This window comes from Paenibacillus typhae (genome assembly GCF_900099765.1).
Classification (GTDB): Bacteria; Bacillota; Bacilli; order Paenibacillales; family Paenibacillaceae; genus Paenibacillus_AQ; species Paenibacillus_AQ typhae.
This window is the reverse complement of record NZ_FNDX01000033.1, coordinates 13,132-38,162: the sequence shown is the minus strand read 5'-3', so window position 1 is coordinate 38,162 and position 25,031 is coordinate 13,132. Positions and strand designations below refer to the sequence as shown.

Sequence of the window (25,031 nt, the reverse complement as noted above, 5' to 3'; positions counted from 1 at the left end):
TTAGTTCCACTCCATTCGAATATCCTGCATGCCGCTCAATCCCACCATGCGTAAGCCGGGGTTTAGTAGTGAGTTCATCGGCTGAAGCACAAAAGCTGAGAAACTCCTGCTTAAATCTGCGGGACACGAATCTTTTCGGAACATATAGCGTATCTATCGACACCCTATAATCCTTACGGAAAGGGCTAACGGCATATCCTTTAGCCTGCACAATTGGATTTTTGCTCATGAATCTAAAGATTTCTTCGACGCTGGGAGATTCGTTTTGGGTATCAAGCGGATCTATGTATTTATTATCAATAAGCTCTTTTAGAATATGGACATCTATATAATTGAAATCTCTAACACTATGCGAGTTCTTCAAATCAGCCCATTCTCCCCTGATACCTAACAGATCATCCCTCCGCTTAACATCTCTATTAAATATAAATTCGCTCATTGAGGTGCCTCCCTCTTTTCTCAAACAAACCGTTACACGGGATAAGTGCTATTTTATAATGGTACAAAAAGCGAGTCAGAAAGGAGCCCTATGCCCATCATTGAAATGATCCCCTGGATTGCCGCATTCACCTTTCTGCTATCCGTGATCTGGATTGTGCTCATAAGCTGGCGGAACGGGATCTCGCCGATGCCCGCATCCGGTCCTGTCCGGCTGGCGGTGGCAGCAGAGGTGCAGCGGATTCGGGGCTACGGCAATATGATTGAGGCCGGATCCGGCTGGGGAACGCTGGGGCTGGAGGTTATCCGCCGTTGTCCCGGCAAGCGGCTGACCGGAATCGAAAACTCCGGCATTCCCCTATTGTTCTCTAGGCTGCTAACCGTATTGTACACCCGCATGCTGCCGGATAAGAGTGCCGGGGCGGGCCTGCACAAACGGGTTATTTTTAAGCGCGGGGATATCTATAGCTACTCTTACAGAGATGCCGACATTGTGCTCTGTTATCTGTTTCCGGGAGCAATGGGGCGTCTGGCGGGGAAGTTCAGGCAGGAGCTGCCACAGGGTGCGACGGTAATCAGCGTTTGTTTTGCATTGCCGGACAGGCAGCCTGTGCGCATTATTACCTGTGAGGACCATCTGCGGACTAAGGTTTATGTGTACCGGTATTAGGGAAGGAATACGATCTCCTCCTGTCTCAGTGCGTTCAACAGGTAAAGTCCCGATTGGTGCCCAAACTGCCCACCGAGATTAAGCGCTTGAAGTTCTTAACCAGTACCACATGGTATTCCTTGTCGAACAGATACCCTCCCGATAGGGTTATATCTGGCAAGCCTAGACTGTATTGGCGTTTAGAAAGAGTATACAAGATGGTGATATCGCCTTTCTTGTTCGCACGGTTAACCGAGATCTTAAACTCCTCCCGCGACATTGCATTTAAGTCTGCATGTTCTAACCTATCCAAGTACTCCAGCTCGTGAATAAAACGCTTAAGCTGATCCATCTCAAACCAGACACTATGACTCCAGCCAGTAAACTTGTTATTTACAACCTCAATACTGCAAGCCACACTGGGTAACCGTTCATGTATGTACTGCTCGAGATAAAAGGTGATGCTGGACGCTCTATCGGACGAGTATATCCTGAAGTCATAATCGGTGTGCGGGGTAAACATGGCTCCCTCCCAGGCGGACAAAATGAACCGGACTTCTAAAATGTTCCAACTGCTCTATGCCCATTGTAATCGCAAATCTCCCTCCCGGCCAATACATCCTAACGGACTCAGCGGACCTTATTCTCGCAATTACAGTCCGGTGGCGGGTTTAACGGACTCCAGCGACGTTATTTGCTCCAAACTCACCCGCACCAGTACATTTCCGGCTAAATAGCGTCATCTGAGTCCGTTAGAGAGTCGGAACGCTGGAAAATTGGCAAATAACGCCTCCTGTGTCCGTTAGACACCCCGAGACACCCCGTGTGCTGCAGCTGCTATAAATGCTCCGTTAGAGCCCCCCGTGTACTGCAGCTGCTACAATGCCCATTTTGCGCAATTGTTCCGATTGCTACAACTGCTCCATCCCGCCAATTGCGCAAAAAAACAGAGCAGTGCCTCCCAAAGCGGGAAATCACTGCCCTGCTCTTGCATAAACCTACGCCTGCCCGCCCCAGCGGACCGCATATGCCTATAGCTCGTATACTCTATTACTTGTTCGCCAGGAATGCATCAATCTGTGCCTGCAGCTCGGTCTGAATCTTATCAAGACCCGCAGATTTCAGCTGCTTGTTCAGTTCAGCCAGTCCTTTGTCGATGTCTTCGATTACGCCGTATTCCAGCGGAATAGCGTAGCGCAGCATCACGTTGCCGACGTTGGCGATTTCTGTCTTCACCTTGCTGTTGTCGAACACAAAGGTTTCCAGATCATAGTGGTACACGCTGGCTTCCCAGCTATTAACCAGATCGGAAGCTTCCTGCGGGAATGCTTCATTGTCGCGGTTCAGCGGCGAGTTGAAGTTCCAGTTGGAGAAGCCGGTATAGTTCGGGTTCTTCTCAAGCGCTTTGTATTTGTCGTCACCGACCGGCTCATAGTGCACGCCGTTGATGCCGTACATGATCAGGTCGTGAAGCTGTTTATCGTTTTGCATCAGATCGATCATCATCAGGGAGCGCTCCACATTTTTGGAGGTCGCATGGATGGATGTACCGTTCTGTGTCGAGATGGCGATCGATTTTTTCTTACCCTGGTTGATGTCGGCCAGCGCTACCTCGTAAGGTGAATTTTCCTGGCGCATCAGGGCCATCAGGGCACCCAGCGTACCGTTGTTGTGCGTAATGGAGGCGGTTTTGCCTGCTTTGAAGTCAGCCTGATGGTCGTTTTTGCTGTTCAGCACGTTCTTGGACCAGGCGTTATTGTCGGCGAGATCCTTGTAGTATACCAGCAGATCCTTGAATTCCTGAGTTTCATAGACGTTGAATACTTTACCTGTCGGATCATCCAGCTTGAAGGCGAATGGCAGGTCAAGATCGAACATATTCCATTCATTCTGCTGCTTCAGCAGGACACGGTCGAGGTTATGATATTTCCAGTCTCCGGTTTCCGGAGTGAACGGGGCAACGCCCTTTTCTTTCTCAGCAATGGTTTTCAGGTAAGTCGCATAGGTTTCAGGGCTGTTGATCTCAGGCAGATTGTACTTTTTGCGCAGATCTTCGCGGTAGAGAATCAGCTTTTCAACAGACTCCCCTCTGTTCTGCGGAACCATGTACAGCTTGCCGTTCACTTTGGCCTGATCCCAGCTTACCTGCGGCATAGCCTTCATGGTTTCCGGCATGTACTTGTTCAGCAGCTCATCGGTCAGCTCCAGGAAGCCGCCTTTCAGTGCCTGGTCATTGTAACCGGCCCAGTTCGCCGAGTAGATCAGGTCAAAATCCTCATTCGCCGCCAGCTTCAGCGGATATTTCTGCGCCCAGTCGGACCAGTCGAGGAACTCGCCTTCAATGGTAGCATTAATCTTTTCCTTCAGCACTTTATTGATTTCGGCGAACACGCTGTCATAATCGACCGGCTTAGGTCCGACAAAAATCATTTTCAGCTTCACTTCTTTGGATGTATCAATGGTACCGGAAGCCGCAGGATCTGTTGCAGTTCCCGTATCCGTGCTGTTGCCGCCTGCCTCTGAAGCGCTATTAGTAGGCTCAGCTGGTGCATTGGCATTATTATTGCCTCCGCATGCACTTAGAATCATAACGAAGGTTAAAACGAGCGCCAGCAGCATCATTCTATTTCTTTTCAGCATCTCAAGCCTTCCCCCTTGTAGTTAAATATGAAATCTATTGATAAACCGGATGACTCCGGGTTCACCCTTTAACAGCACCAATCGTTAAGCCTTGGACAAAATAACGCTGTACGAACGGATAAGCGAGCAAAATCGGGCCTGTGGCAACAACCGTCATCGCCATTTTGAGGCTCTCGGTCGGAATGGCTGTAGTTACGACAGCGCCCGCACCCATCATCGCCTTGCGCATACCGTCCATGTTGCCCAGCATCTTGTACAAATAATACTGCAGCGGCATCAAGTTCTCATTGGAGATGAACAGCAGCGCATTATACCAGTCATTCCAGTAAGCCAGAGCCAGGAACAATCCGATTGTAGCCAGAGCCGGCTTGGACAGCGGCAGAATCAGGCGGACATAAATCCGGAAGTCGCCGGCGCCGTCAATTTTGGCCGATTCGACAATGGCTTCGGGAATGCTGCTCATAAAAGACTTCATGACGATAATGTAGAACACATTGAGCACCATCGGCACAATCAGGGCCATCGGTGTATCCTTCATATCGAGATAGTTAACGATCAGCAGATACCACGGAACGAGTCCGCCGCTGAACAGGGTAGTGAAGAAGAAGAAGAACGAAAACTTGTTGCGCCATTTGAAGTCCTTGCGGGACAGCGCGTATGCAGTCATCGAAGTGAGGAACAATCCCAGCAGGGTGCCGGTCGCCGTAACCCCGATAGTCACCAGATAAGCGTTAATCATTTCCTGCGGGTATTTGAAAAGAATGCTGTAAGCCTCGGTGGAGAAGGCCGTCGGTATAAACTGATAGCCGTCCGTTACGATTTTGGTCTCTTCCGTCAGGGATGAGGAGACAACCAGAATGAACGGGAAGATACATAGCACGGCGAGAAGGATCAGTGAAACATAGCCTATGGCTGAGAAAATTTTACGGTCAAGCTGCTTCATATCGTTACCTCCATTTCCCGTTTGTCCCTAGAACAGGGCCCGGTCTTTGTCGTATTTGCGGACAGCGTAGTTCACCGTCATAATGGTTGCGAAGCCAAGCACCGACTGGAACACACCTGCCGCAGCCGACATTCCGATGTCATTGGAAGTAATCAGTGACCGGAAGACAAAGGTATCAATAACATCCGTCGCGGAGAACAGCAGCCCGTTGTTGCCGATCATATTATAGAACATCCCGAAATCACCGCGGAAAATGTTCCCGACCGCCAGCAGCACCAGAATGATTACCGTCGGCATCAGATTCGGGATCGTTACCTTCATAATCCGCTGGAAGATATTCGCGCCGTCAATCTCGGCAGCTTCATACATTTCCGTATCAATACCCGTTATCGCTGCCAGATACATTACCGTTCCGTACCCGAGGCTCTTCCAGGCCGCTACAAGCACCAGGATGTAAGGCCAGTAAGCAGGTGTATTATATATATCGACAGGCTCCAGGCCAAGCCCTCTGAGCATCGCGTTCACCGTACCGATATCATAGTTCAGCAGGTTATAGGCAATCGCCCCGACCACGACCCAGGAGATAAAATAAGGCAGGAACAGCGCGGATTGCGTCAGCTTCCGGAACCACTTTCCCCCGACCTCGAACAGCATAATGGCGGCGAATATCTGCAGAATGTTATTTACTGCAATAAAAGCGATGTTGTACAGCGCCGTATTCCGCGTAACCCGCCAGGCATCTCCTGATTCAAAGAAAAAGCGGAAGTTGTCCAGCCCGTTCCACGCACTGCCGAAGATCCCTCCGGCGTAATCGTATTTCTTAAAGGCGATAACGATCCCCGCCATCGGGATGTAAGCAAACAGGAGGAAGAAGGCAACCGCCGGTAACAGCATCAGCAAGAGAACCTTATAATTTTTTAAATCACTCCAGAATGTATGCCCTTTCATTTCTGCACCCCTCTCTTCTCTATATCTCACATTATAAGCAGGGCGGCCCCCCTGCATAATTCAGCGAAACAACTAAACTTAATACTAATTCAACGATTTAGTATATAAAAAAGCCCCCGTCCCTTAAGGACAGAGGCTGCAGCATTATATTTTATTCCGCTTCCGGTACTCGCCCGGCGACATGCCCATATACTGCTTGAATTGCCGGTTGAAGTAGATAATATTTTTGTAGCCGGCCTGCTCGGCGATTTCATAGACCTTTTTGGTCGGGTCCTCCAGCAGCTCACAGACCCGCTTCATCCGCAGCTCGCCGACATAGTCGCTGAACAGGCTGTTCGTCTCCACCTTGAACAGGTGGCCCAGGTAGTTTGGCGAGAAGTCGAAGTGGGCGGCTACCTCGTTAAGGGTAATCTTCTGGTCCAGCCTCGCCTTCACATAGTCTGTAATTTCATCAATCAGCTTGCGCTTCTGCCGCTGGCGCTTCAGGTACAGACGCTCCGACAGCTCGAAGAACCTCCGTCTCAGCCAGGAGAGGATATCATGCACCGTCTCGAACTGGAACAGCACGAACGGCTGATGGGCGTCCCAGTTCAGAATCTCGTACAGATGCTCATTCATCTGCCGCAGGTCGGCGTGCAGCTTGGAGGTGATCCGGATGATGATATCGTAGATATCATTTTTTTGGGAGATCGGGCTGTCTCCGGCAAACAGCTGCAGCAGGCAGTCATCGACGGTCGTAAGGTCATAGTCCAGCATTGCCTTCAGCATCCGGTCCACAATCTCCTCCAGATCGGAGGCGATCTTCTCCTTCGGGTGCCACTCCGATGCATCCTGAATGAGCCTGTTCTTGCCGACAATCCATTTGATGCTGAGCGCGGCCTGGGCCTGACGGTAGGAGTCATGCAGCTTGTCCGGCCCGGCCGCATACATGCCTCTGCCAACAGTAATGGAGCAGGCAAATTCCTGATAGAACGCCCGGATCAGCTCCTCCAGCAGGGCTGTGAAATGCTGCTCCTGAACCCCAGCCAGAATGATAAAGTGATAGTCATAGCCGCTAATCACCATACCCAGATTATGCGCCCGGGCGAACTCCCGGATAAATCCTCCGGCCCTGCTGCTCCAGGCAGACCGTTCTTCTTCGCTCCAGCCGCGTATTTTCCAGGCGATGTCGTCCAGCTCCACAATTGCAACAGCCGACAGTGCCTGCAGGTAAGGCGTGAGCACACCGAGAATATGTGCCTGCGCCGGTCCCGGGGCGGCCTCACTGAACCAGCGCAGCAGCAGCTCCTGATTGACAAGAGACAGTGTCTCCGTCAAGGAGTTATGCTGCTTGCGCTCCTTCTCGATCTTGGCGCAGAGCCGCTCCAGCATGCTGTACAGCTCCTCATCGTCCACAGGCTTCAGCAGATAATCGGAGGCATTCAGCTGGATCGCCTCCTTGGCATAGCTGAAATCCTGATGGCCGCTGATGAACACAATCTCCACCTCCGGGTTCAGCTCCTTTGCCTTGCGGGCAAATTCCACCCCGGTCATAATCGGCATCCGGATGTCGGAGAGAATAATATCAACAGGCTGCTGCTCCATTATTTTGAGTGCGGCAAAGCCGCTGGCAGCCGTCCTGACACTATGCAGCGGCAGGCGGCTGCTTCCGGCTACACGCCGTCTCAGCCATTCCAGATCAATGGCCTCATCATCCACCAGCAAAATATTTATCTCCAAGGCCATAATCCTCTACTCTCCCCTCACTTCGCGAATCTCCGCATTCTCAACCGGCAGGACAATCTGTACCGCCGTTCCGGCTCCGTAATAGCTGCCGATCTGAATCCCGTAATCATTGCCGTATCTCAGCTTGATCCGTTCCTCCACATTTTTCAGACCGTAGCTTCCCGGCTGAAAGGAGCCTGCGCGCATGCTGCGCAGCGTATCCGGCCGCATACCGATGCCGTTATCAATCACCTTCAGCTCAATCCGGTCACCAAGCCTCCGGCCCGTAATCCGGATGGCTATACTCTCGCCGAACCAGGCGTGCTTGAATATATTTTCCACAAACGGCTGCAGGATCAGCTTGATGACCGGAACCTGCAGAATTTCAGGATCAATATCATAATAGACTTCAAAGGCGTCGGCATATTTCACCCGCTGGATATCCAGATACATTTTGACCTGCTCCAGCTCTTTTTCAATCGAGATATAGACCCGCCCTTCGTTTAAGGTCAGCCGGTAAAACTTGGACAGCCCCTTCACCATCCGCGTAACCTTCCCGACCTCCCCGAGATTGGCCAGACTGCCGATAGTCGACAGGGTGTTATACAGGAAATGCGGGCTGATCTGGGCCTGCAGCACATCCAGCTCGGCCTGCTTCTTCTGAAGACCCTGAACATAGACGTTTCGGATCAGCTCCTGAATGCTCGCCGCCATCTGATTAAAGCTGTTGGCAATATACACAAACTCATCATTCCCCGGGAACCCGATCCGCTTGTAGAAGTTCCCTTCCTGGAAGGAACGGGCCAGATAGACGATACGCTTGATCTTTTTGCCGGATATACGGGCCACAAGGAACCCGATCGCCGCCATAACCACGAAGCTGATCGTACAGACTGCGCCAATGGCCTTCTGCATTCTGCTTGCATCCTTGTTGAGATAGCTGTGCGGCACCCGTGCCTCAATGACATACCCGGGTATCGGAATATCCTCGCTGATAATCAGATATTGGTCCGGCTTAGCCGGCTTGTCCGGAGCCCCCTGCTCATAAATGGTCAGCCCCTGAGCTCTGTCAACCAGCCGCAGCTCCAGCCCCTGATCGACCGGGAACGTATCAAAGCTGCCGAACAGCTCGTCTATTCTCGCCGTAACCCGGATATACCCGATGATTGACGGAGCCGCGTTGGAAGCAACGAGCTTGCGGAAATACGAAATGTTACCCAGCTTACTATCACTGTCCGCCTGCAGCCACAGGCTGTCCCTGTTATTCATCACGATCGACCGGAACCATTCCTTGTCTTCAATAACCCGGCCTGAGAGCACATAGTAATCACTTCTGCCGATAGGCTCCGCCATATCGTCCCCGGTAATCTCAAGCATGCGCTCATTAGCCGTATACAGCGCAAGCCGCAGCTTGTTCCCGTATAACTGCAAGGGCGCCTTCATATAGGGGACAATATCATCCCGCATCTTGAGCATATTCTCCAGCGGGCTGCCTCTGAACTGCAGCGCATTCTGAAAGTTCGTATTGAGAAACAGCGAATTGCTCATCCGTTTGATCTCATCGGTCTGGTATTCGATATTGCTCCTCGTCTGCTTAAGCGCCGTCCGCACATTCGTTTCCGCCATCTCGGTCCTGGACTCAACAAGCATCGTGTAGGCTATATAGCCGACCAGCAGGTCTGTCAGAAGGACCAGAACCAGATAAGGAATCATCATTTTGTAGGTGAACGGAATATACTTTTTATCCGGCGAAAATTTCTCCATACCTGGTGCTCCCTTACATGCTTAATAGCAGCTGTCCGCTGTTTTCATCCATTCTACAACGAAGTGTAAGCGGTTACTACTGTTTTTGGGCAAAAAAAAAGAGGCATCAGCCGCCTCTGGCCGGTGCCCTGCAGGTATCACAATAGAAAGAAGTTGTATATATCCTTTCCTGGAGTGCCGCTTTGCCTCACTATCTGATAGAATTATTATTGATGACCTTATTAGCATATTTCCCCTGGAGGTTACACTCCGGCTTACGGCTGCATTCCGTCCTCGATCCGTTTCATGAATTCTTCAACAGCGCTGTAGCCCAGCTGCTTCAGGTACCAGTTGTTGGCTGCCGCTTCGATTAATCCGGCGACATCGCGTCCCGGCTGAAGCTGAACCTCGATATGCGGAATCTGCACTCCGAGATATTCGGTGAACTGGGGAACGAGCTCCAGCTCATTGTTGAGTGCATTCTCTCTCCAGGGACACAGCTCAATATCAAGCACAATCCGGGTCTCATCCTGGAAGGCCTTGCGCCCGTACTGTCGGACCACATTGATCAGCCCGATGCTGCGCAGCGCCAGAAACTCGCGGGTGGTCTCGTTATGCGTTCCAAGCAGCGTATGCGGCCCCAGCTTTTTGAGCACCACAATATCGTCCGCTACGAACCGGTGGCCTCTGCGGATCAGCGTATGTGCGGTTTCGCTTTTGCCGATGCCCGATTTGCCCCGCAGCAGAATGCCAATGCCGGAGACGTTAACACATACGCCATGAATCGACAGCTCGGGGGCCAGCGCCTTTACCAGATAGCTGTCTAGCTTGGCAATAAACTCGTTGGTCGTATCTGCTGTCCGCAGGAGGGGAATCCCCTCCTGATTGCAGAAATGTGTAAGATAAGGAATTTCCTGCTGTCCGGTCGTTACAATGAAGCACGGGGGATGATATTTGACAATGTTGCCGATATGCAGCACGCGGTCCTCTACGCTCAGCGTAAGCAGATAATTAATTTCCTTGCGGCCGAGCACCTGCACCCGCTCCATAGGAAAGAAATCAAAATACCCGACAAACTCCAGCCCGGGCCGGTGTGTCCGGGGCCGTGTGACCAGACGGTCCATCCGGCTGGCTCCTGCAAGCACCTCCAGCTGGAATTTATCAGTAAGGCTCTGAACGGTGATCGACTTCATGGGGTTCTCCTCCTGCAGCTAAGGCGTATCCCGGATACGCCTGAAATGTAATAGTATAGTTGACGGTTATATTCAACGGCTGGGCTAACTCTACCTTCTCTTTATTATAGATTCACCTAAAAATCTTGTATTCTTGCAATGCTGATTATATAGTTAGAAATATTACCTAAGTCTTAAGACCCACAGAAATTCATAATCTACCAATTAATGCAAGAAGGTGCGGCGTATTGGATTTGGGATCGTGGATTGATCTAATCATGTGCTTTGTCTTGTTCCTGCTGTTCATATACATATTTGCTTCTGTTACCGTAACCAGATTACACAAAGTGTATCTGGGCTTTCATTTTTCTATGATGATATGGCCCTACTGCCAGTTCGCCATGAAAACCGTAGACGAGCCGGTCTTCCAGCTGTTTTATGTAAAAGCGGCCTTTGTCGATGCATCCCTGCTGATTGCCGGCTGGATCTTCTTCACCATACTGATCTCTGGCCAGTCACAATTCCTGAAACGAAAATTTTTAATCCTGCTGTTCCTTCCGGCGGTCTTCTCATCGCTTGGTGTCATCCTGAATCCGAACGAATGGTTCGTCCGCCCGGTGAACGGGGGATATGTAGAAAGAATCTACGGCCCTATTTTCTGGATCAACATTTCCATTCTTGTTATTCATGCCCTCGTGTCCCTGTATATCATTTATGTTGCGCTTGTGTCCGATCAGGCTTCCCGGATCAAGAGCCAGATCATGTCCTTGCTCAGAGGGATTCTTGCCGTAACGATATTTTTACTGCTCGACATCCTGCTGAATGTCGTCCTTGATGATTACCTGCCTGTCATTCCGGGATTCACTTCGCTCGGCATCGTCATCTCGGCTATTTTCTTTGTGATTACCATTCACCAGGATAAAGTATTCGATATTGTAACGATCGCCCACCAGGATATCATTGATACGATGGAATATGGCATTCTTGTACTGGATGACCAGGAAAGGGTAGTAGAGATGAATCAGGCCCTTCATCCTTACTCCAAGCTCCGCCCCGGTGACCGGTTCCATATGGAAGCCCTTCTGCCGGGTACGAACGATGCCATCAGGACATTTCTGGACAAGTACCGGGAACATCCGGATGAGCTGGCCGAGATTGAATGCCTGCATCCCCGCGGCCACCTGTACCTCAGCATTCATGCTGCACCCATCATGGTCAGCTCGGTCAGAGTTGGGCGTACCATTACCTTTCAGGATATTACCGAGCTCCGCCGGCTTATTGATGAGACCAATCATCAGAATACCATTCTTCAGGAAAGAAATGAATCCCTGATCAAGGTGCAGGAGGAGCTGTTCCAGACCAACCGCAAGCTGACGAAGATGGCCATTACCGACAGCCTCACTGAATGCTATAACCGGCATTATCTCACACAGCAGCTGGAGAGGGAAGTAACAGAGAGCCGTGAGCACCCGTTTCCTTCGGCCATGATCCTGATTGATATCGACTTCTTCAAGGCAGTCAATGACCGGTACGGCCATCTGGCCGGCGATCTGGTCATCTGCGGAACTGTAGAGGTGCTCCAGCGCCTCCTGCGGGAGAAGGATATTCTGGCCCGCTATGGCGGCGAGGAATTTATCATCTACCTGCCGGATACGAAGGAGACGGAAGCAGTCACTATTGCGAAGCAGCTTAAATCCGCCGTGGCCGCCAACAAAATGAGCATAGACAACGTTGAGCATCCTGTATCGGTTACGATCAGCATGGGAGTGCTGAGCATCACCGACTTTAAGGCCGGACAGCCCAAGGATGCATCCGCCTATCTGAACGACCTGTTAAAAACCGTAGACAAAGCGCTCTACGCCGCCAAGCATCAGGGCCGCAACCGGATTGTTTCGGTGCGGAGGTAGGCAAGGGCGGCTCCTGGCTGAAATGCAAAGAAGACCGTTCCCGGAAGAGTATTCCCGGGAACGGTCTTTTTATTAATCGAATCCGCCGTTTCACCTTACTGCATCGCTTCCGCCAGCCCGGTAAAAATCACACCCAGCGCATAAGCACCGGCATCCGGATACCCAATGCTGCGTTCGCCGACTGCACCGGCTCTGCCCATCCGGGCAACGATTTCCCCGGTCTGCCGTGCTCCCTCAACAGCAGCCGCAGCCGCCTTGGTTGAAGCAGTGCCGAAGTCAATGCCTTGCGCGGCGCTGTCCTTCCACGACTGCGCATAAGGAACCAGCGCATCAATCAGCGTCTTGTCGCCGACAACCGCCCCTCTGCCGAAGGCACGCTCCCCTGTATCCTGAATGCCTTTAACCACGGCCTCCAGCATTTCGGCCAGCTCCTGTATGGACAATCCCTTCCGGTCCCCGGCATATTTGCCGGCCGCCCGGAAGGCGGAGCCCCAGATCGGGCCGGAGGCGCCGCCGCAGTGCTCCATAATAACGAGGGAGCAGGCATCCAGGAAGCTTCCCAGATCGGCTGCGTGATTGGCCGTAATCTCCGGCCACTCGGTTTTGAGCTGCTTGAACCCTTTGGCCACGCTCATTCCAAAGTCGCCGTCACCGGCATGGGCGTCCAGCTCACAGAACGGAACCTCATTCTCTATGATGATCTCGCTCATTTTATCCATGGCATATACCATGTTATTCAGCGTAAAGGTGTCCCCTGTAACCTTGGCATACGCAGCATCTGTATCGCACTTAAAGGATACTTCCTGCTCCGTTTCCGGCGTCAGGACCACCTCGGTGTACTGCACCGGCTCGAACGGTCCCTGCAGCACCAGTGCAGGCGTATGGCATTCGTCGGCCAGCAGCTCTTTTAGCTGATCGTCCAGCTTCATCAGCGACAGGGAGGCCCCGGCCATATCAATGCTCGTCATGAAATTGCCGGCGAGCACGTTATGCACGGTAACCCCTCTCGCATCCAGCTCACGGATCACCGAGTTGCCGAGCAGGTACAACTCCTGCAGCGGCGTTGCCCCGAAGCCGTTCACCAGCACGGTAACCTCAGGTGATCCTGCCCCGCCAGCAACCGAAAGGCTTTCCAGCAGCGCGTTTACCATTCTGGCCGCCAGCTCATCAGCACTCACTACAGGCTCCCTGCGGATGCCGGGCTCCCCGTGGATGCCGACCCCGTATTCCATCTCGCCCTCTTCCAGCTGGAAGGTCGGCGTGCCTTTGGCCGGAACGGTACAGGAGGTGAAGGCGAAGCCGATGCTGCGGATATTCGCGATTGCCTTCTCGGCCGCCGCCTTAACCTCAGCCAGAGACAAACCGCGCTCGGCTGCCGCTCCAGCGATCTTGTGTACCAGCACTGTGCCCGCTACCCCTCTTTTGCCGACGGTATACAGGCTGTCTTCAACAGCGATGTCATCATCGACCTTCACATAATCGACCTCTATGCCGTCCTCGCCAGCCAGATAGGCGGCATTCTTGAAGTTCATCATATCGCCGCTGTAATTTTTGATAACCATGAGAGTCCCCTTTTGCCCGGCCGTAGAACGGATAGCCTGGTACACCTGAATCTGGGACGGTGAAGCAAAGATGTCGCCGCAGACCGCCGCATCCAGCATCCCTTTGCCGACAAAGCCGGCATGGGCAGGCTCATGTCCGCTTCCGCCCCCGCTGATCAGCGTTACCTTCTCCGGGTTCAGCTGCTTTTTCTGGATAACCTTGTGCTTACTGTTGAAAACAAGGGACGGGTGGGCCAGCACCAGCCCGCTGCACATCTCCCGTACCAGCGTCTCGGGTGCGTTGATAATTTTCTTCATGTTATGCCCCCTTGCTCTGCTTGTAGTTCCGGCCGAGCTGGTCGGCAACCCGGATCGCTGCGGCTACAGCCTCTACGGTAATAGGGAACGGCATGGAATGGATCGACTCCTCCGCAATGCAGGCCTTCTGCGCAACTTCAAGCAGCTCTTCCTGCGAAATGCTGTCTACTCCGATGTCAGCAAGGCTGACCGGCAGGCCGACCGACAGGCAGAAGTCCATCACCTCGTTCAGCTCTTCGGCCGGCGCGTTCTCAAGCACCAGCTGGGCAATCGTGCTGAAGGCTACCTTTTCCCCGTGATAGTAGTGATGTGTGCCCTCAAGCGAGGTCAGGCCGTTATGAATGGCATGGGCTGCCGCCAGACCGCCGCTTTCAAAGCCCAGTCCGGACAGCAGAATGTTGGCTTCAATGATATTTTCCAGCGCAGGTGTCACCTGATTGCAGTCACTGGCCACCTTCGCATGTAATCCGTCTTTTAAAAGGGTCTCATAGCAGAACTTAGCCATCATCAGTGCCGTATTGGTTCCCTTTGCAGGTCCGCACACGCCCTCACGCACACCGCTCGGCAGGCCGGCGTTGACATTGGAGTAGGAACTTGCGGTTGCTCTCGCTTCAAAATAAGTCGAAAGCGCGTCCCCCATCCCGGACACCAGAAACCGGGTCGGTGCATTGGCAATAACTGTTGTATCAATCATAACCACACTTGGGCTTTGTTTAAAATAAGCATAATCATCAAACTGTCCGTCCGGAGTATAGAGAACTGCCGAGTGGCTTGTCGGTGCGTCAGTCGCCGCAATCGTCGGCACAATAATCAGCGCTTCGCCTTCAGCTACACACTTGGCTGTATCAATCGCCTTGCCTCCGCCGAGTCCGATGGTACAGGCACAGGAATGCTCACGGGCCAGCTCCTTCAGGCGGGCAACCTCCTCACGCGAGCATTCGCCGCGGAAGTTGCTCTCAACGAGCGTAATCTTAAACTTTTCGGCTGTGGAATCGAGTTTGGCCTGCACACGCTTCACATCATCCGGGTGGGCGATCAGCAGAGCAGACTGGCCGAAGGTCTGTACAAAATAACCCAGGTTAAGCAGTTCATCTTCACCCTGCACATATTTGGTCGGGCTGATAAAGGCTTTTCTCATCTTAATTCCTCCTAAAAGTCTGGTGAGCTGTACTATCCGAGAATCCCCGTGCAAAAACGGCTTCGGAAGCATCCGCTTATTTCATATCTAAATCAAGTATAGTCTGCCCATTCTTTTTAAGCATTGTACTCTGCCTGCTACATTAAGCGTTTTCACATTGTGTTTTCTTGTTGTATACTTGGTTAATAGTATTATCTTGCACTCGTTACCGGATAGGAGGATCTTACACTCATGAGCAATCCGCTGTTCAAGCTGGAAAACATTATAGACCTCGAGAAATGGCATGTGCTTCAGGACTCCCTCGCGCTGGTTACCAAGATGGCAATCATCACGGTTAATTACAAAGGGATTCCGGTCAGCAGGCACAGCTATTGCCAGCCCTTCTGCCAGGGCGTAAGAAAGGATGATGTCCTCTCGCCGTTCTGCCAGAAATGCGATGCCAGAGGGGGCCTGGAAGCCGTCCGGCTTAATGCCCCCTATATCTACAAATGCCACTTCAATATTATTGATATTGCCGTGCCGATCATAATAGACAATCAATACATAGGAGCGGTCATGGCCGGACAGATCCGGCTTCGTGACTCGGACCAGCAGCAGCTCGAGCAGCTCGTCTCCCGGCCGCCGAGCGCCGATACGGAGCTTAAATTTCAGGCACTTGAAGCTGAATATGCCTCGCTGCCCACATTGACCTATGACGAAGTCTCGACCACTGCCAACATGCTGTTTCACCTCTGCAATTATATAGTTGAAGAAGCAATCACCAAGAATGCCACCATTCAAATGTACAAAAAAACACTGCTTCCCGAGGCGCCTCTGAGCCCGGCAGTTGATTATGCCGCCTCTCCCGTGCCGGCTGTCGGCGGCCTGCAGGCGATACAGAACGAGCTAACCAACACGCTGGTCGAGCATTCAATCAAAGAGCTGAGCGTGAGCCAGTACCGCGCCGCCAATCCGCTGCTGCAGCCGGCCTTTGATTATCTCTACCAGCATAAGAACAAAAATCTGACCCTGGCCGACCTGGCCAGACAATGCCATATCAGTCCAAGCTATTTCAGCCGGATCTTCACCAGGGAAACCGGCGAGAACTATTCCGCGTTCGCGCCGCGGCTGAAGATCGAATGGGCCAAACAGCTGCTCAAGGCTACGGAGCAGCCCGTTAACCGGATCAGTGATGCTCTCGGCTTCTGCGATGCGGGCTATTTCATCAAGACCTTTAAGAAGTTTGAGCATCTTACGCCTGCAGTATACCGCAGCAGGTACCGGGATGAGGAATAGCGGGCTCCCCGGAGGCGCATAGCTTCCGGAAAATCTGCAGTTTGTCAGATATAACGTGTGCGTTACGCTTAGCTAAGTGGAAATTCGCGATCTAATTCTTCAGTAAACTCTGCTGCCCGCAAACTAGTTGGAAAAACGCCACTTAATTGCGCCGAAATAGCTCCTGGAGCAGTAAATTGCACAATTTAGATGGCGTTTTTCCAACTAATCGCCGGAAATAACGGGAAGCGCCAGAATTAAGTGGCGAAAATCCAACTAACCGTCTACTTCCCGCTGTCCGCGGTTGAAATCTGCAGACTGCCTATACTTCCGATGCTAGCTTTTCTACGAAACGCTTTCAGGCGGCCGCTAACGACGCTCCCAAGTCGGCAACCCAGGCCTTATCCGTTTTTCACAGCCACAGCTTACAGCTCACAGCACACAGCTCCAGAAACGCAGTAAGGCAGGCCCCTCTGAACCGGGGCCTGCCTTTACCTATTTTATCTGAAATTAGCCTGCTTCTGCGGCTCCTCTTCACCCAGCCCCAGGGTCTGGTTCACCGAGGCCATAATATCTTTCAGCAATTCCGGCCGGGACGCCAGCGGGATGCCGTAGGAAGGAATCATCTCCCTGATCTTCGGCTCCCAGGACTTGATATGCTGCGGGAAGCACTTGCTGAGCACCTCCAGCATAACGTGAACCGCCGTGGATGCGCCCGGCGACGCACCGAGCAGGGCGGCTACCGAGCCGTCAGCGGCACTGACCACCTCGGTGCCGAACTGCAGCGTCCCCCTGCCGTCAGGCGTATCCTTGATGACCTGCACCCGCTGGCCGGCTACGACCACCTTCCAGTCACCGCTTTTGGCGTTCGGAATGAACTCGCGCAGCTCGTTCATGCGCTGCTCGCAGGAGAGCATCAGCTGCTGGATCAGATACCGGGTCAGCGCCATTTCCTTGGCGCCGGCTGCCAGCATCGTAAACAGATTGTTTGGCTTCACCGAGCCGATCAGATCGAGATTCGAGCCGGTCTTGAGGAACTTCGGCGAGAAGCCGGCGAACGGCCCGAACAGCAGGGCCTTCTTGTTGTTGATGTAGCGGGTATCCAGATGCGGCACCGACATCGGCGGGGCGCCCAGCTTGGCTTTGCCGTACACCTTGGCATGATGCCGCTCCACAACCTCCGGATTGTCGCAGGCCAGGAACAGCCCGCTCACCGGGAAGCCTCCGATATGCCTGGATTCCGGTATCCCGGTCTTCTGCAGCAGAGACAGGCTCCCGCCGCCCGCGCCGATAAAAACAAACTTGGCGGAATGGGATTCCGTCTGCCCGCTGCTCAGATTGTGCACCTTAACCTTCCATAAACCGTCCCCGGTACGCTTGATATCTTTAATGGCGTGCCTGTAGTGAACCTCAACCTTCCGGCTCTGCAGATGGTCGAACAGCAGCCGGGTCAGCGCGCCGAAGTTAACATCCGTCCCCGAAGTAATCCGCGTGGCAGCAACCGGCTCCTGCGAGGTGCGGCCCTCCATCATCAGCGGAACCCACTCCTTCAGCTTCCGGGGGTCCTCGGAGTACTCCATGCCCTGGAACAGCGGATTTTGTGAGAGCGCTTTAAATCGCTTGTTCAGAAATGCCACATTCTTCTCGCCCTCGACCCAGCTCATATGGGGGATTGGCATAATGAAATCCTGCGGACGGCGGATCAGCTTATGCTGCACCAGATAAGACCAGAATTGCCGGGACAGCTGGAACTGTTCATTGATTTTGACCGCTTTGCTGATGTCGACCGACCCGTCGGGCTTTTCGGAGGTATAGTTGAGCTCACAGAGTGCAGCGTGACCGGTACCCGCATTATTCCATTCGTTGGAGCTCTCCTCTCCCGCGCCTGCAAGCTTCTCAAACACTTTAATGTTCCAGTCCGGTGCCAGCTCTTTCAGCAGGGCTCCCAAAGTCGCACTCATGACTCCTGCACCAATCAAGATAACGTCTGTTTTTTTGTGTTCGCTGCTCATTAAAAAACCTTCCTTATCTCTTTGAATTTGCCAAAAGAGCCAGGCCGCTTTGAAGGCTGCAGGACGCGTGGCTCCACTCAGGAAATCTATTAAAAGGTTCATCGGCTGTTATCAAATAATTATATACAATTTGAAGCAAATAAAAAATCAAAACTTCGCGCGGTCCTCAAGGAATAAGGACAGTCTCTAATCCAGCTCCGCCCGGGAAAACAGTTCCCCGATCAGCTCCTCATTCTCGCAGGCCCGCTTAAATCCGGTGATGAAGGCTTGCAGCGCCGCCCCGTCTGAGGAATAGGCACAGAACATATCCGCTTCAGGGTCAAAATGAATCTGCTCCTGCAGCTGCGGCATCTGCTCTTCAAGGAATACTGCGGCAAGTGAGGCCCAGTCGTATCCGTTGCCCTCAAAGCCCTCGTCGGCCCTCGCAGCAAACACCTCCTGCCTGTAGCTGCCGACAACCAGAATGACGGACATCCCGCCGTCAGCCTGGCCAATCAGCTTAAAGGGGGCGACTTCCGCTGCCGTCGCCGGATCCACTGTCCCCGCTGCATCCTCCTCCGGCTGCTCCGCCGCCAATGCAGCTGCCTCCAGCCGTTCCTTCACATGGCTCCGCGCCTCATCAGTGAAGGCCAGCTTTCCATGCGACTTCATTATCTGCCCCTCTTTGATCCGCCGGTCGAGCCAGTCGCTGATGAACCCGGGAGCATAGCCGCCCTGCCCGAACGCGCCGCCGAAGGCAATCATCTTCGGATAGGCCTCCAGATATTCGTCCCGGCTTGGCTGCGGATAGCTTGCAGTATACAGCCAGAACTGCACATCGTACATCAGCAGCGACAGCTCATCGGCATGGAAGGAGAAATAGCCCTTCTCACGGACTACACGGGTACATACAGCCCTAATCTGTGTCTCCAGCTGGTCCGGATCAGGCTGTCTGCTGCACAGCTCGGCAAGCAAAGGCGAGAATTCGCCCTCCTGTACCTTGCGCAGATCCTCTTCCCTGTCCTCTGCAGATGTATCGTATAACTCCTCATGCACCAGCCCGCGGATAAACGTCTCAAAGTCCGGTGCCAGATACGTAATCTCGTAATCGGCTTCCTGGTCCACATGAATGACCTCAGGCTCCCCGTCTTTTCCGCAGTGGCGGTAATCCAGCATAATGACATCATGCCCGGCGGACGGACAGTCACAGATAACCACTCCGATATCCGGATAACCCCATTCTTCAATCATGAACGGGCTGCCGAGATCGCCGCACAGCGAATAGGATTTGTCCCGCCCGATCCCCATAATCCCGGTGATGGCGACATGATCATCTGCCCATGAGGTAGGCACCAGGGTTGGAAAACAGGTGTTGTGCGGAACACCGCCGTTATGCTGCTTCATCAGCGTAATATAAGAAGCCGGCAGCTTGTAGCCGAGTTCTTCCTCCACCGAGACGATCAGCTCATCGTCCGGCGGCGCCAGAACATAAGCATCCAGCGCATAATCGCTGTCATCCCAGAAGGACGCCAGGTCCATTCCTTCAAAAAGCTCACCCTTGCGCTCTCCGGCCCTGCTGCGCTCCCGGTTAGCCGCAATCAGCCGCTCCTGCTCCAGCTTCCGCCGGCTCCAGTCCAGCAGCATAGCGGACTGCTCATCGCCCGGATCAAGCGCAATCGCCGTACTGAACGCCTGCACAGCCTCTTCATGCCGGTCCAGATAGTAATAGGAATAGCCGGTGCGGAAATGCCACAGCGGGTCCTCTTCCCCTTCTGCCGCAACCTGCTGAAACTGCTCCAGTCCCTCCTCATACCGGCCTAAATTGTTATATGCCCGCCCGAGGCTGCTGATGATTGCATAACCGCGCTCCGCCGGAGGGATTTCTTTTATTGTATCTACTATTTTTTGATGCTCGTCTTCTTCATGCCACTGTGCCAGTTGTGCGCTTAGATCCTTATCCATAGTCTGCAGTCTGCCTCCCAGCGAAAATATGATACTCTTATTCTATCAGACCGGGAACAGAGAATGAAAACCGGGCTGCCGCCCGCGCTAAAGGTAATGGGGCAGTTTTGTCGAATAGTTATGCCTGAACGCGGATTTTGCAAGTAGCAACAACTACACACTGAACACGACAGGAGGAAGGACTCATTATGGCTTTTACCATTAATAATCTCAAAGACAACAGCAACGTTATTATCAAGGAGCAGCTTGGCGGTTTTACAGTGATTGAATATAAAGAGGATCTGAGCAGCACCAGCATGATGGAAGCGCAATTCAACTATTTTATGAGCAGAAGCAATATGCGCAACAAGCAGCTGATGATTGAGCTGAATAACAGCGAGGTTGTGCTTAGCGCAGGCGCTATGCAGTATATGGTCGGGAATATTGAAATGACCTCTGGTGTGAAGGGTGTCGGCGGGCTGATGCGCAATATCATGTCCAGTGCGGTAACCGGAACAACAGCCATTAGGCCGCAGTACAAAGGAACCGGAACGATTCTGCTGGAGACCACTTACAAATACCTGTGGCTGATTGATGTCGACAACGATCATATTGTTATTGATGACGGCATGTTCCTGGCCTGTGAGAGCTCTCTTGAGCTTTCTGTCTCTGCCCGCAAAAATCTGTCCTCGGCCGCACTCGGCGGCGAAGGCCTGTTCAACTTAAGCGCCCGCGGCAAGGGCATTCTCGCGCTGGAGGCGCCGATCCCTTCCGAAGAAGCGGTTGTGGTCGAGCTTAACAATGATGTGCTGAAGGTGGACGGCAATTTTGCGCTGATGTGGTCCAATACCCTTGATTTCACTGTGGAAAAGTCCGGCAAAACCAAGCTCGGCTCTGCCGCCTCCGGCGAAGGTCTTGTCAACGTCTACCGAGGAACCGGCATGGTCTGGCTGGCACCGCTTATGTCGTACAAAAACAGCATCTTTACACCTAATGCCTGACAAGACAAAGGGCAGTCCCGGGCGGATAACGGCTGAATGGGACTGCCCTCTTTTTAAGCACATACAGGTTCAAATATACTTGGCCGCTTATTTGGCAATCCAGTACGTGTTGAGAAAAGCCATCCTGAACCCGGCCCGCTCCATATTGGCATGACTGGCTGAGCCGAATTCTACATCGGTATATACGGTTGTGACACCGCGCGCTACAGCGTCTGTGAGACGGCGCTTAATCAGTGCGGACTGGCAGCCTCTGGCCCGGTATTCCGGAAACGTGTAGTCGTTAGCCAGATAACCATCTTCCCCGCTCAGAAACAGCGAGCCCATAGAGGCAGGCTTCCCGTCTATGCTTAACATATAATTCAGGAAATCCTCCCTGTAAAAATACTCCCGCGACCGCGCAATCATATCCCTGGTAACCCTCAGCCCGCCGGCAGATTTTCGGATCCACTCAATATATTGTTCCGCCGTCTCCTCCGTAACCCGTTCAATCTGAAAGCCCGTGGACTGCTCCACCATGGCCTGCGGATGCACATATAGAAAGGCAAGCTGTTCAGCGGGAATAAACCCTTTCTCACAGAGCGCCCGCGCTACCTCTTCCGTCATATAATGGGGAGTCATATCAAAGCAGGGAGCTGCCTCAGGATAATGGCTTAACAGCGTATCAAGCTCAGCAAGGTCCTCGGGACCGAAGCCTTTGATCCGGTTATAGTAGCTTGAACCCGCATCCGTGCGGTCACGAAGCAGAACAGTCCCGCCTGCAGGCAGCACCTCCAGCTGACGCGGTATATTAACCAGTGAACGCGCCGCATTCAGCCGGGTTAGCTCAACCTCAATTTTCTCAATATTCCTCACATAATCCAAAGGCTTCAACGGACGATCCTCTCCTCTCAGCCTCATTATAATGCCAATACGCCAGCAATTACATAACAACAGGAGAGCAGTCCTGCCTCAAAAAAAGAGGAAGAACCGCTCTCCTGCAAAACGCGCTATTTAACTACCCTATACGATTCCGTTTCCTGTTACAGTCCCGCGATTAACGCCTTTACCGAGCTGTCGGTCTCCAGGGCACGGATAATGAGCGTTACAGCTTCAGCACGGGTCGCATTGTGACCCGGTGCGAACGAGGAAGCCGACACCCCTTGCACCAGCTTGGCCGAAGCAGCCTGCTTGATGGCTGCGGCAGCCCAATAATTGCTGCTTACATCGGTAAACTCAGCCGCACCGCCGCTTTCAAGTACGCCGAAATTCAAGACACGGGAGAGGATCGTCACCATCTCCGCCCGGGTGATGGTCGCATTCGGCTTGAAGCTGCCGTCCGCGTAGCCGGTTACGATTCCTTTACCGGCCAGGGCACCGATAGCTCCGGCAGCCCAGCTTGTGCCGGTGTCGCTGAAGCCGGCGGCAGCCGGACTATCCGCGAGCCCGAAGGCACGGGCGATCATAGCGGAGAACTCCGCTCTGCTGACTGCAGTATCCGGACGGAAGGAGCCGTTCTCGTACCCGCTGATAATCTGCAGCTTCACAGCCGCTGCAATGGCCTTGCTGCCCCAGTGGCCTGCAGTATCACTGAACGACGTATTCGTGTTCTGTGTTCTGGCAATGGCATCGCTCACCGTCTTCAGCACAGCCTGCTGGCTAATTACGGCAGACTGGAACGGATTCAAAGCTGTTACCGGGTTTGTGGCGCCCGGCTGCTCAGTTGGAGTTACAGGTGCAGTTGTACCGCCTGTGGTTCCGCCAGTATTATTGTTCGAGCCGCCCGGCAGGGAGCCGCCGGAGTTGCTGCCGCTGGTTGTATCGGTAACCAGCAGGGCAACCTGGTTGGACTGATAGACGACCTGGGCGCTGCGTGTGCTTGGCAGACCGTTAATCTGGACAGAAGTAAACTGGCCGGACCGCTGGTTGTCGCCATGCGTGATCAGCGGAATCAAGCCGCCGGCAGGCACGTAGCTGTTTTCGAAATCGATCTGCAGCTTGCCGCTTGCTGCTACTTTGCCTTTGACGTCGAGCACATCGCCCGCGCCGGTAAGGTTCAGCTCCAGCGTGCCTTCAGCCGCTTGCGTGAAGGCTCCGCCGATTGTTATTTTTCCATAGACATTCTCCACTACAGAGCCATGTGTATTCACAACATCGCCGCTGCCAAAGGCTGTAGCTGAATCGCCTTCAAGCGTACCCGCCTTCACCTCGGTGCCGCCCGAATAGGAATTGCTGCCGGCCAGCTTGAGCGTTCCGGTACCTTCCTTGGTCAGTCCGCCTGTGCCGGAAATATCATTGCGCCAGCGGTCGGCTGCATAGAAGCCGCTCTTTGCTGCATCCAGGGATACCGTTACATCGCTGTTGAATGCTCCGTAGCCGTCAGCTGCAGCGAACAGGTTCAGCCGGCCCCAGCCCTCCGGATCATCAAGCAGCGGATAGCCGGACTGGATTGCAGTTGTAGCCAGCACCGCACGGCGCTGCTCTGCGCTCAGATAAGGCAGGCGGGTCTCCAGCAATACCTCCGCCCCTTTGGGAACCACGGCAGGCTTAACAGTAGAATTAATCTGCGGGAAGTTGTAGGTCAGCCTTTGGGTGAACTGCGCTTTATTTCTGGCATAATCAGTGAACCGGTCCTCTGCCGTTCCCGATTCGGTCAGCAGCTTCTCATGAGCCTGATCATAAGCAGCCTTCTTCAGCTCCGCATTATCCGGATCAGCCAGTGCCGCCGCTGCCAGAGCCGTTGCCAATACCCGGCCGCCCATTACATCAAACGGGGAGTGCATTCCGGCAACAATCCGGCTGTTCCCCATTTCCGAAGCGCGTGTCAGCAGCTCCTGGAACCGTTCAGGCACCGCATACGCCAGCGACAGTGCAGCCAGATACGAAGCATTGGTATGGCCGCTCGGGAATCCGCCGTCCGTTGCAGGTGTATTGCTCATCGCAGGCACAAGCGTAGGCACAATGACGGAGGTGTCCAGCCAGCGGAATGGACGCATATAGCTGTAGAACGTTTTTGACGGATTGCTTGAAGCATAATTGCCGCGGATGGTGCCGATGAGGTCAACCATCTTGCCCAGCTCGGAGGCGGAATCTCCCGCTTTGTTCGATCCGTTGCCGTCCGTATATTTCACTGAAGTCGCATCGGCCGGAATTTCGGTAATCGTCGTATACGTGCCTGATTTAGCGCGGTATACCTCCGAGAGGGAACCCAGGCCGTCAACAGCACCGTAAGTCTGATTCCGCCGGTCATCGAAATAGGCCATGTCTTCCTCTGCCTTGGTCCGGGTGGCTGCGACGTTGGCTACATATTGAATGTTGGCATCCAGCACACTGCTGTTCAGCTTGGTGCCGTTATTCCAGGAGGTACCCGGCTTCCACAGCTCAAGAAATCCGGAAAGAATGCCAATGGCAGGGTTGGCATAAACGGCCTGATTAACAGAAGTGTTGTTCTTGTAGCTGTCTACGAAATGTCCCCACTCGGGAGCCGCAGGCACCGGGATGGATGAATCCGCGGGAGCAGCCGCTGCAGGCTGCAGCGCAACAGCGTTATTAAGGATGGCGAGTCCGGCAGCAACAGATAACAGCTTTTTGGCAGTCTTTGTTTTCAAGTGATTGGCTCCTATCGTCAATTGTAGTCGATTCGAATCGGTCTCAATGTAGCATCAGGCCGCGCTAACCGGCAATAAGACGATTTCGCTTTTGTATCACTTTGGGAGCATTACGGGAA

At 53.2% G+C, this 25,031-nt stretch carries 16 protein-coding genes; 4 read left to right on the top strand and 12 right to left on the bottom strand.

Translation table 11 applies throughout. The annotated features are described in order from the left end of the window. Positions 1 to 529: 529 nt before the first annotated feature. Positions 530 to 1,108 (top strand): class I SAM-dependent methyltransferase, encoded by a 579-nt coding sequence (locus BLR64_RS21490; RefSeq protein WP_090717293.1) that lies wholly within the window; start codon positions 530 to 532, stop codon positions 1,106 to 1,108. 1,029 nt (positions 1,109 to 2,137) lie between these two features. On the opposite strand, the gene BLR64_RS21480 is transcribed toward BLR64_RS21490, so the two are convergent. The 6 genes from BLR64_RS21480 to hprK form a co-directional block, all read right to left on the bottom strand. Continuing rightward, entirely contained in the window at positions 2,138 to 3,727 is a 1,590-nt protein-coding gene (locus tag BLR64_RS21480) for an ABC transporter substrate-binding protein (RefSeq protein WP_167360751.1), read from the bottom strand. Positions 3,728 to 3,788: 61 nt separating this feature from the next. Beyond that, the gene (locus tag BLR64_RS21475; RefSeq protein ID WP_090717288.1) at positions 3,789 to 4,670 is read right to left on the bottom strand and encodes a carbohydrate ABC transporter permease; all 882 of its coding nucleotides are present in this window, start codon (positions 4,668 to 4,670) and stop codon (positions 3,789 to 3,791) included. Positions 4,671 to 4,697: 27 nt separating this feature from the next. Beyond that, positions 4,698 to 5,618, bottom strand: a complete 921-nt coding sequence (locus tag BLR64_RS21470) for an ABC transporter permease (protein ID WP_090717285.1) — start codon at positions 5,616 to 5,618, stop codon at positions 4,698 to 4,700. Between the two features lie 144 nt (positions 5,619 to 5,762). Beyond that, positions 5,763 to 7,343 carry a response regulator gene (locus tag BLR64_RS21465; protein WP_244157802.1) on the bottom strand — a complete coding sequence of 527 codons (1,581 nt, stop codon included), beginning with the start codon at positions 7,341 to 7,343 and terminating at the stop codon, positions 5,763 to 5,765. Positions 7,344 to 7,349: 6 nt separating this feature from the next. Further along, positions 7,350 to 9,086 carry a sensor histidine kinase gene (locus tag BLR64_RS21460; protein ID WP_090717283.1) on the bottom strand — a complete coding sequence of 579 codons (1,737 nt, stop codon included), beginning with the start codon at positions 9,084 to 9,086 and terminating at the stop codon, positions 7,350 to 7,352. A gap of 254 nt (positions 9,087 to 9,340) precedes the next feature. Then, a complete protein-coding gene (gene hprK, locus BLR64_RS21455; protein ID WP_090717280.1) occupies positions 9,341 to 10,258 on the bottom strand; it encodes an HPr(Ser) kinase/phosphatase in 918 nt (305 codons plus the stop codon). Between the two features lie 227 nt (positions 10,259 to 10,485). On the opposite strand from hprK, the gene BLR64_RS21450 reads away from it, so the two are divergent. Further along, positions 10,486 to 12,144, top strand: a complete 1,659-nt coding sequence (locus tag BLR64_RS21450) for a histidine kinase N-terminal 7TM domain-containing diguanylate cyclase (RefSeq protein ID WP_090717278.1) — start codon at positions 10,486 to 10,488, stop codon at positions 12,142 to 12,144. A gap of 95 nt (positions 12,145 to 12,239) precedes the next feature. Here BLR64_RS21450 and dhaK read toward each other — a convergent pair whose 3' ends face one another. Together dhaK and BLR64_RS21440 are read right to left on the bottom strand one after the other, a co-directional pair. Next, entirely contained in the window at positions 12,240 to 14,003 is a 1,764-nt protein-coding gene (dhaK, locus tag BLR64_RS21445; RefSeq protein WP_090717275.1) for a dihydroxyacetone kinase subunit DhaK, read from the bottom strand. A gap of 1 nt (position 14,004) precedes the next feature. Continuing rightward, positions 14,005 to 15,141, bottom strand: coding sequence for a glycerol dehydrogenase (locus BLR64_RS21440; RefSeq protein WP_090717272.1), 1,137 nt, complete (start codon positions 15,139 to 15,141; stop codon positions 14,005 to 14,007). A 231-nt stretch (positions 15,142 to 15,372) separates the two neighbouring features. Between BLR64_RS21440 and BLR64_RS21435 the strand changes: the two genes are divergently transcribed. After that, positions 15,373 to 16,416 (top strand): PocR ligand-binding domain-containing protein, encoded by a 1,044-nt coding sequence (locus tag BLR64_RS21435; RefSeq protein WP_090717270.1) that lies wholly within the window; start codon positions 15,373 to 15,375, stop codon positions 16,414 to 16,416. A 479-nt stretch (positions 16,417 to 16,895) separates the two neighbouring features. On the opposite strand, the gene mqo is transcribed toward BLR64_RS21435, so the two are convergent. Further along, entirely contained in the window at positions 16,896 to 18,407 is a 1,512-nt protein-coding gene (mqo, locus tag BLR64_RS21430) for a malate dehydrogenase (quinone) (RefSeq protein ID WP_090717267.1), read from the bottom strand. A gap of 186 nt (positions 18,408 to 18,593) precedes the next feature. Then, a complete protein-coding gene (locus tag BLR64_RS21425) occupies positions 18,594 to 20,348 on the bottom strand; it encodes an Imm51 family immunity protein (RefSeq protein WP_090717264.1) in 1,755 nt (584 codons plus the stop codon). 188 nt (positions 20,349 to 20,536) lie between these two features. Between BLR64_RS21425 and BLR64_RS21420 the strand changes: the two genes are divergently transcribed. Next, complete coding sequence (locus BLR64_RS21420) at positions 20,537 to 21,328, top strand: AIM24 family protein (RefSeq protein WP_090717262.1); 792 nt, start codon at positions 20,537 to 20,539, stop codon at positions 21,326 to 21,328. Between the two features lie 87 nt (positions 21,329 to 21,415). Here BLR64_RS21420 and BLR64_RS21415 read toward each other — a convergent pair whose 3' ends face one another. Next, positions 21,416 to 22,198, bottom strand: coding sequence for a GNAT family N-acetyltransferase (locus BLR64_RS21415; RefSeq protein ID WP_090717259.1), 783 nt, complete (start codon positions 22,196 to 22,198; stop codon positions 21,416 to 21,418). Positions 22,199 to 22,347: 149 nt separating this feature from the next. Beyond that, positions 22,348 to 24,912 (bottom strand): S-layer homology domain-containing protein, encoded by a 2,565-nt coding sequence (locus tag BLR64_RS31065; protein WP_090717257.1) that lies wholly within the window; start codon positions 24,910 to 24,912, stop codon positions 22,348 to 22,350. Between the last annotated feature and the right edge of the window lie 119 nt (positions 24,913 to 25,031).

Excerpts from the sequence above, each read along its gene's own strand:
- BLR64_RS21420 (WP_090717262.1), top strand. The coding sequence starts at position 20,537 with ATGGCTTTTACCATTAATAATCTCAAAGACAACAGCAACGTTATTATC.
- BLR64_RS21480 (WP_167360751.1), bottom strand. The coding sequence starts at position 3,727 with ATGCTGAAAAGAAATAGAATGATGCTGCTGGCGCTCGTTTTAACCTTC.
- BLR64_RS21490 (WP_090717293.1), top strand. The coding sequence starts at position 530 with ATGCCCATCATTGAAATGATCCCCTGGATTGCCGCATTCACCTTTCTG.
- hprK (WP_090717280.1), bottom strand. The coding sequence starts at position 10,258 with ATGAAGTCGATCACCGTTCAGAGCCTTACTGATAAATTCCAGCTGGAG.
- dhaK (WP_090717275.1), bottom strand. The coding sequence starts at position 14,003 with ATGAAGAAAATTATCAACGCACCCGAGACGCTGGTACGGGAGATGTGC.
- BLR64_RS21470 (WP_090717285.1), bottom strand. The coding sequence starts at position 5,618 with ATGAAAGGGCATACATTCTGGAGTGATTTAAAAAATTATAAGGTTCTC.
- BLR64_RS21425 (WP_090717264.1), bottom strand. The coding sequence starts at position 20,348 with ATGGATAAGGATCTAAGCGCACAACTGGCACAGTGGCATGAAGAAGAC.
- BLR64_RS21460 (WP_090717283.1), bottom strand. The coding sequence starts at position 9,086 with ATGGAGAAATTTTCGCCGGATAAAAAGTATATTCCGTTCACCTACAAA.
- BLR64_RS21465 (WP_244157802.1), bottom strand. The coding sequence starts at position 7,343 with ATGGCCTTGGAGATAAATATTTTGCTGGTGGATGATGAGGCCATTGAT.
- BLR64_RS21440 (WP_090717272.1), bottom strand. The coding sequence starts at position 15,141 with ATGAGAAAAGCCTTTATCAGCCCGACCAAATATGTGCAGGGTGAAGAT.
- BLR64_RS21435 (WP_090717270.1), top strand. The coding sequence starts at position 15,373 with ATGAGCAATCCGCTGTTCAAGCTGGAAAACATTATAGACCTCGAGAAA.
- BLR64_RS21475 (WP_090717288.1), bottom strand. The coding sequence starts at position 4,670 with ATGAAGCAGCTTGACCGTAAAATTTTCTCAGCCATAGGCTATGTTTCA.
- mqo (WP_090717267.1), bottom strand. The coding sequence starts at position 18,407 with ATGAGCAGCGAACACAAAAAAACAGACGTTATCTTGATTGGTGCAGGA.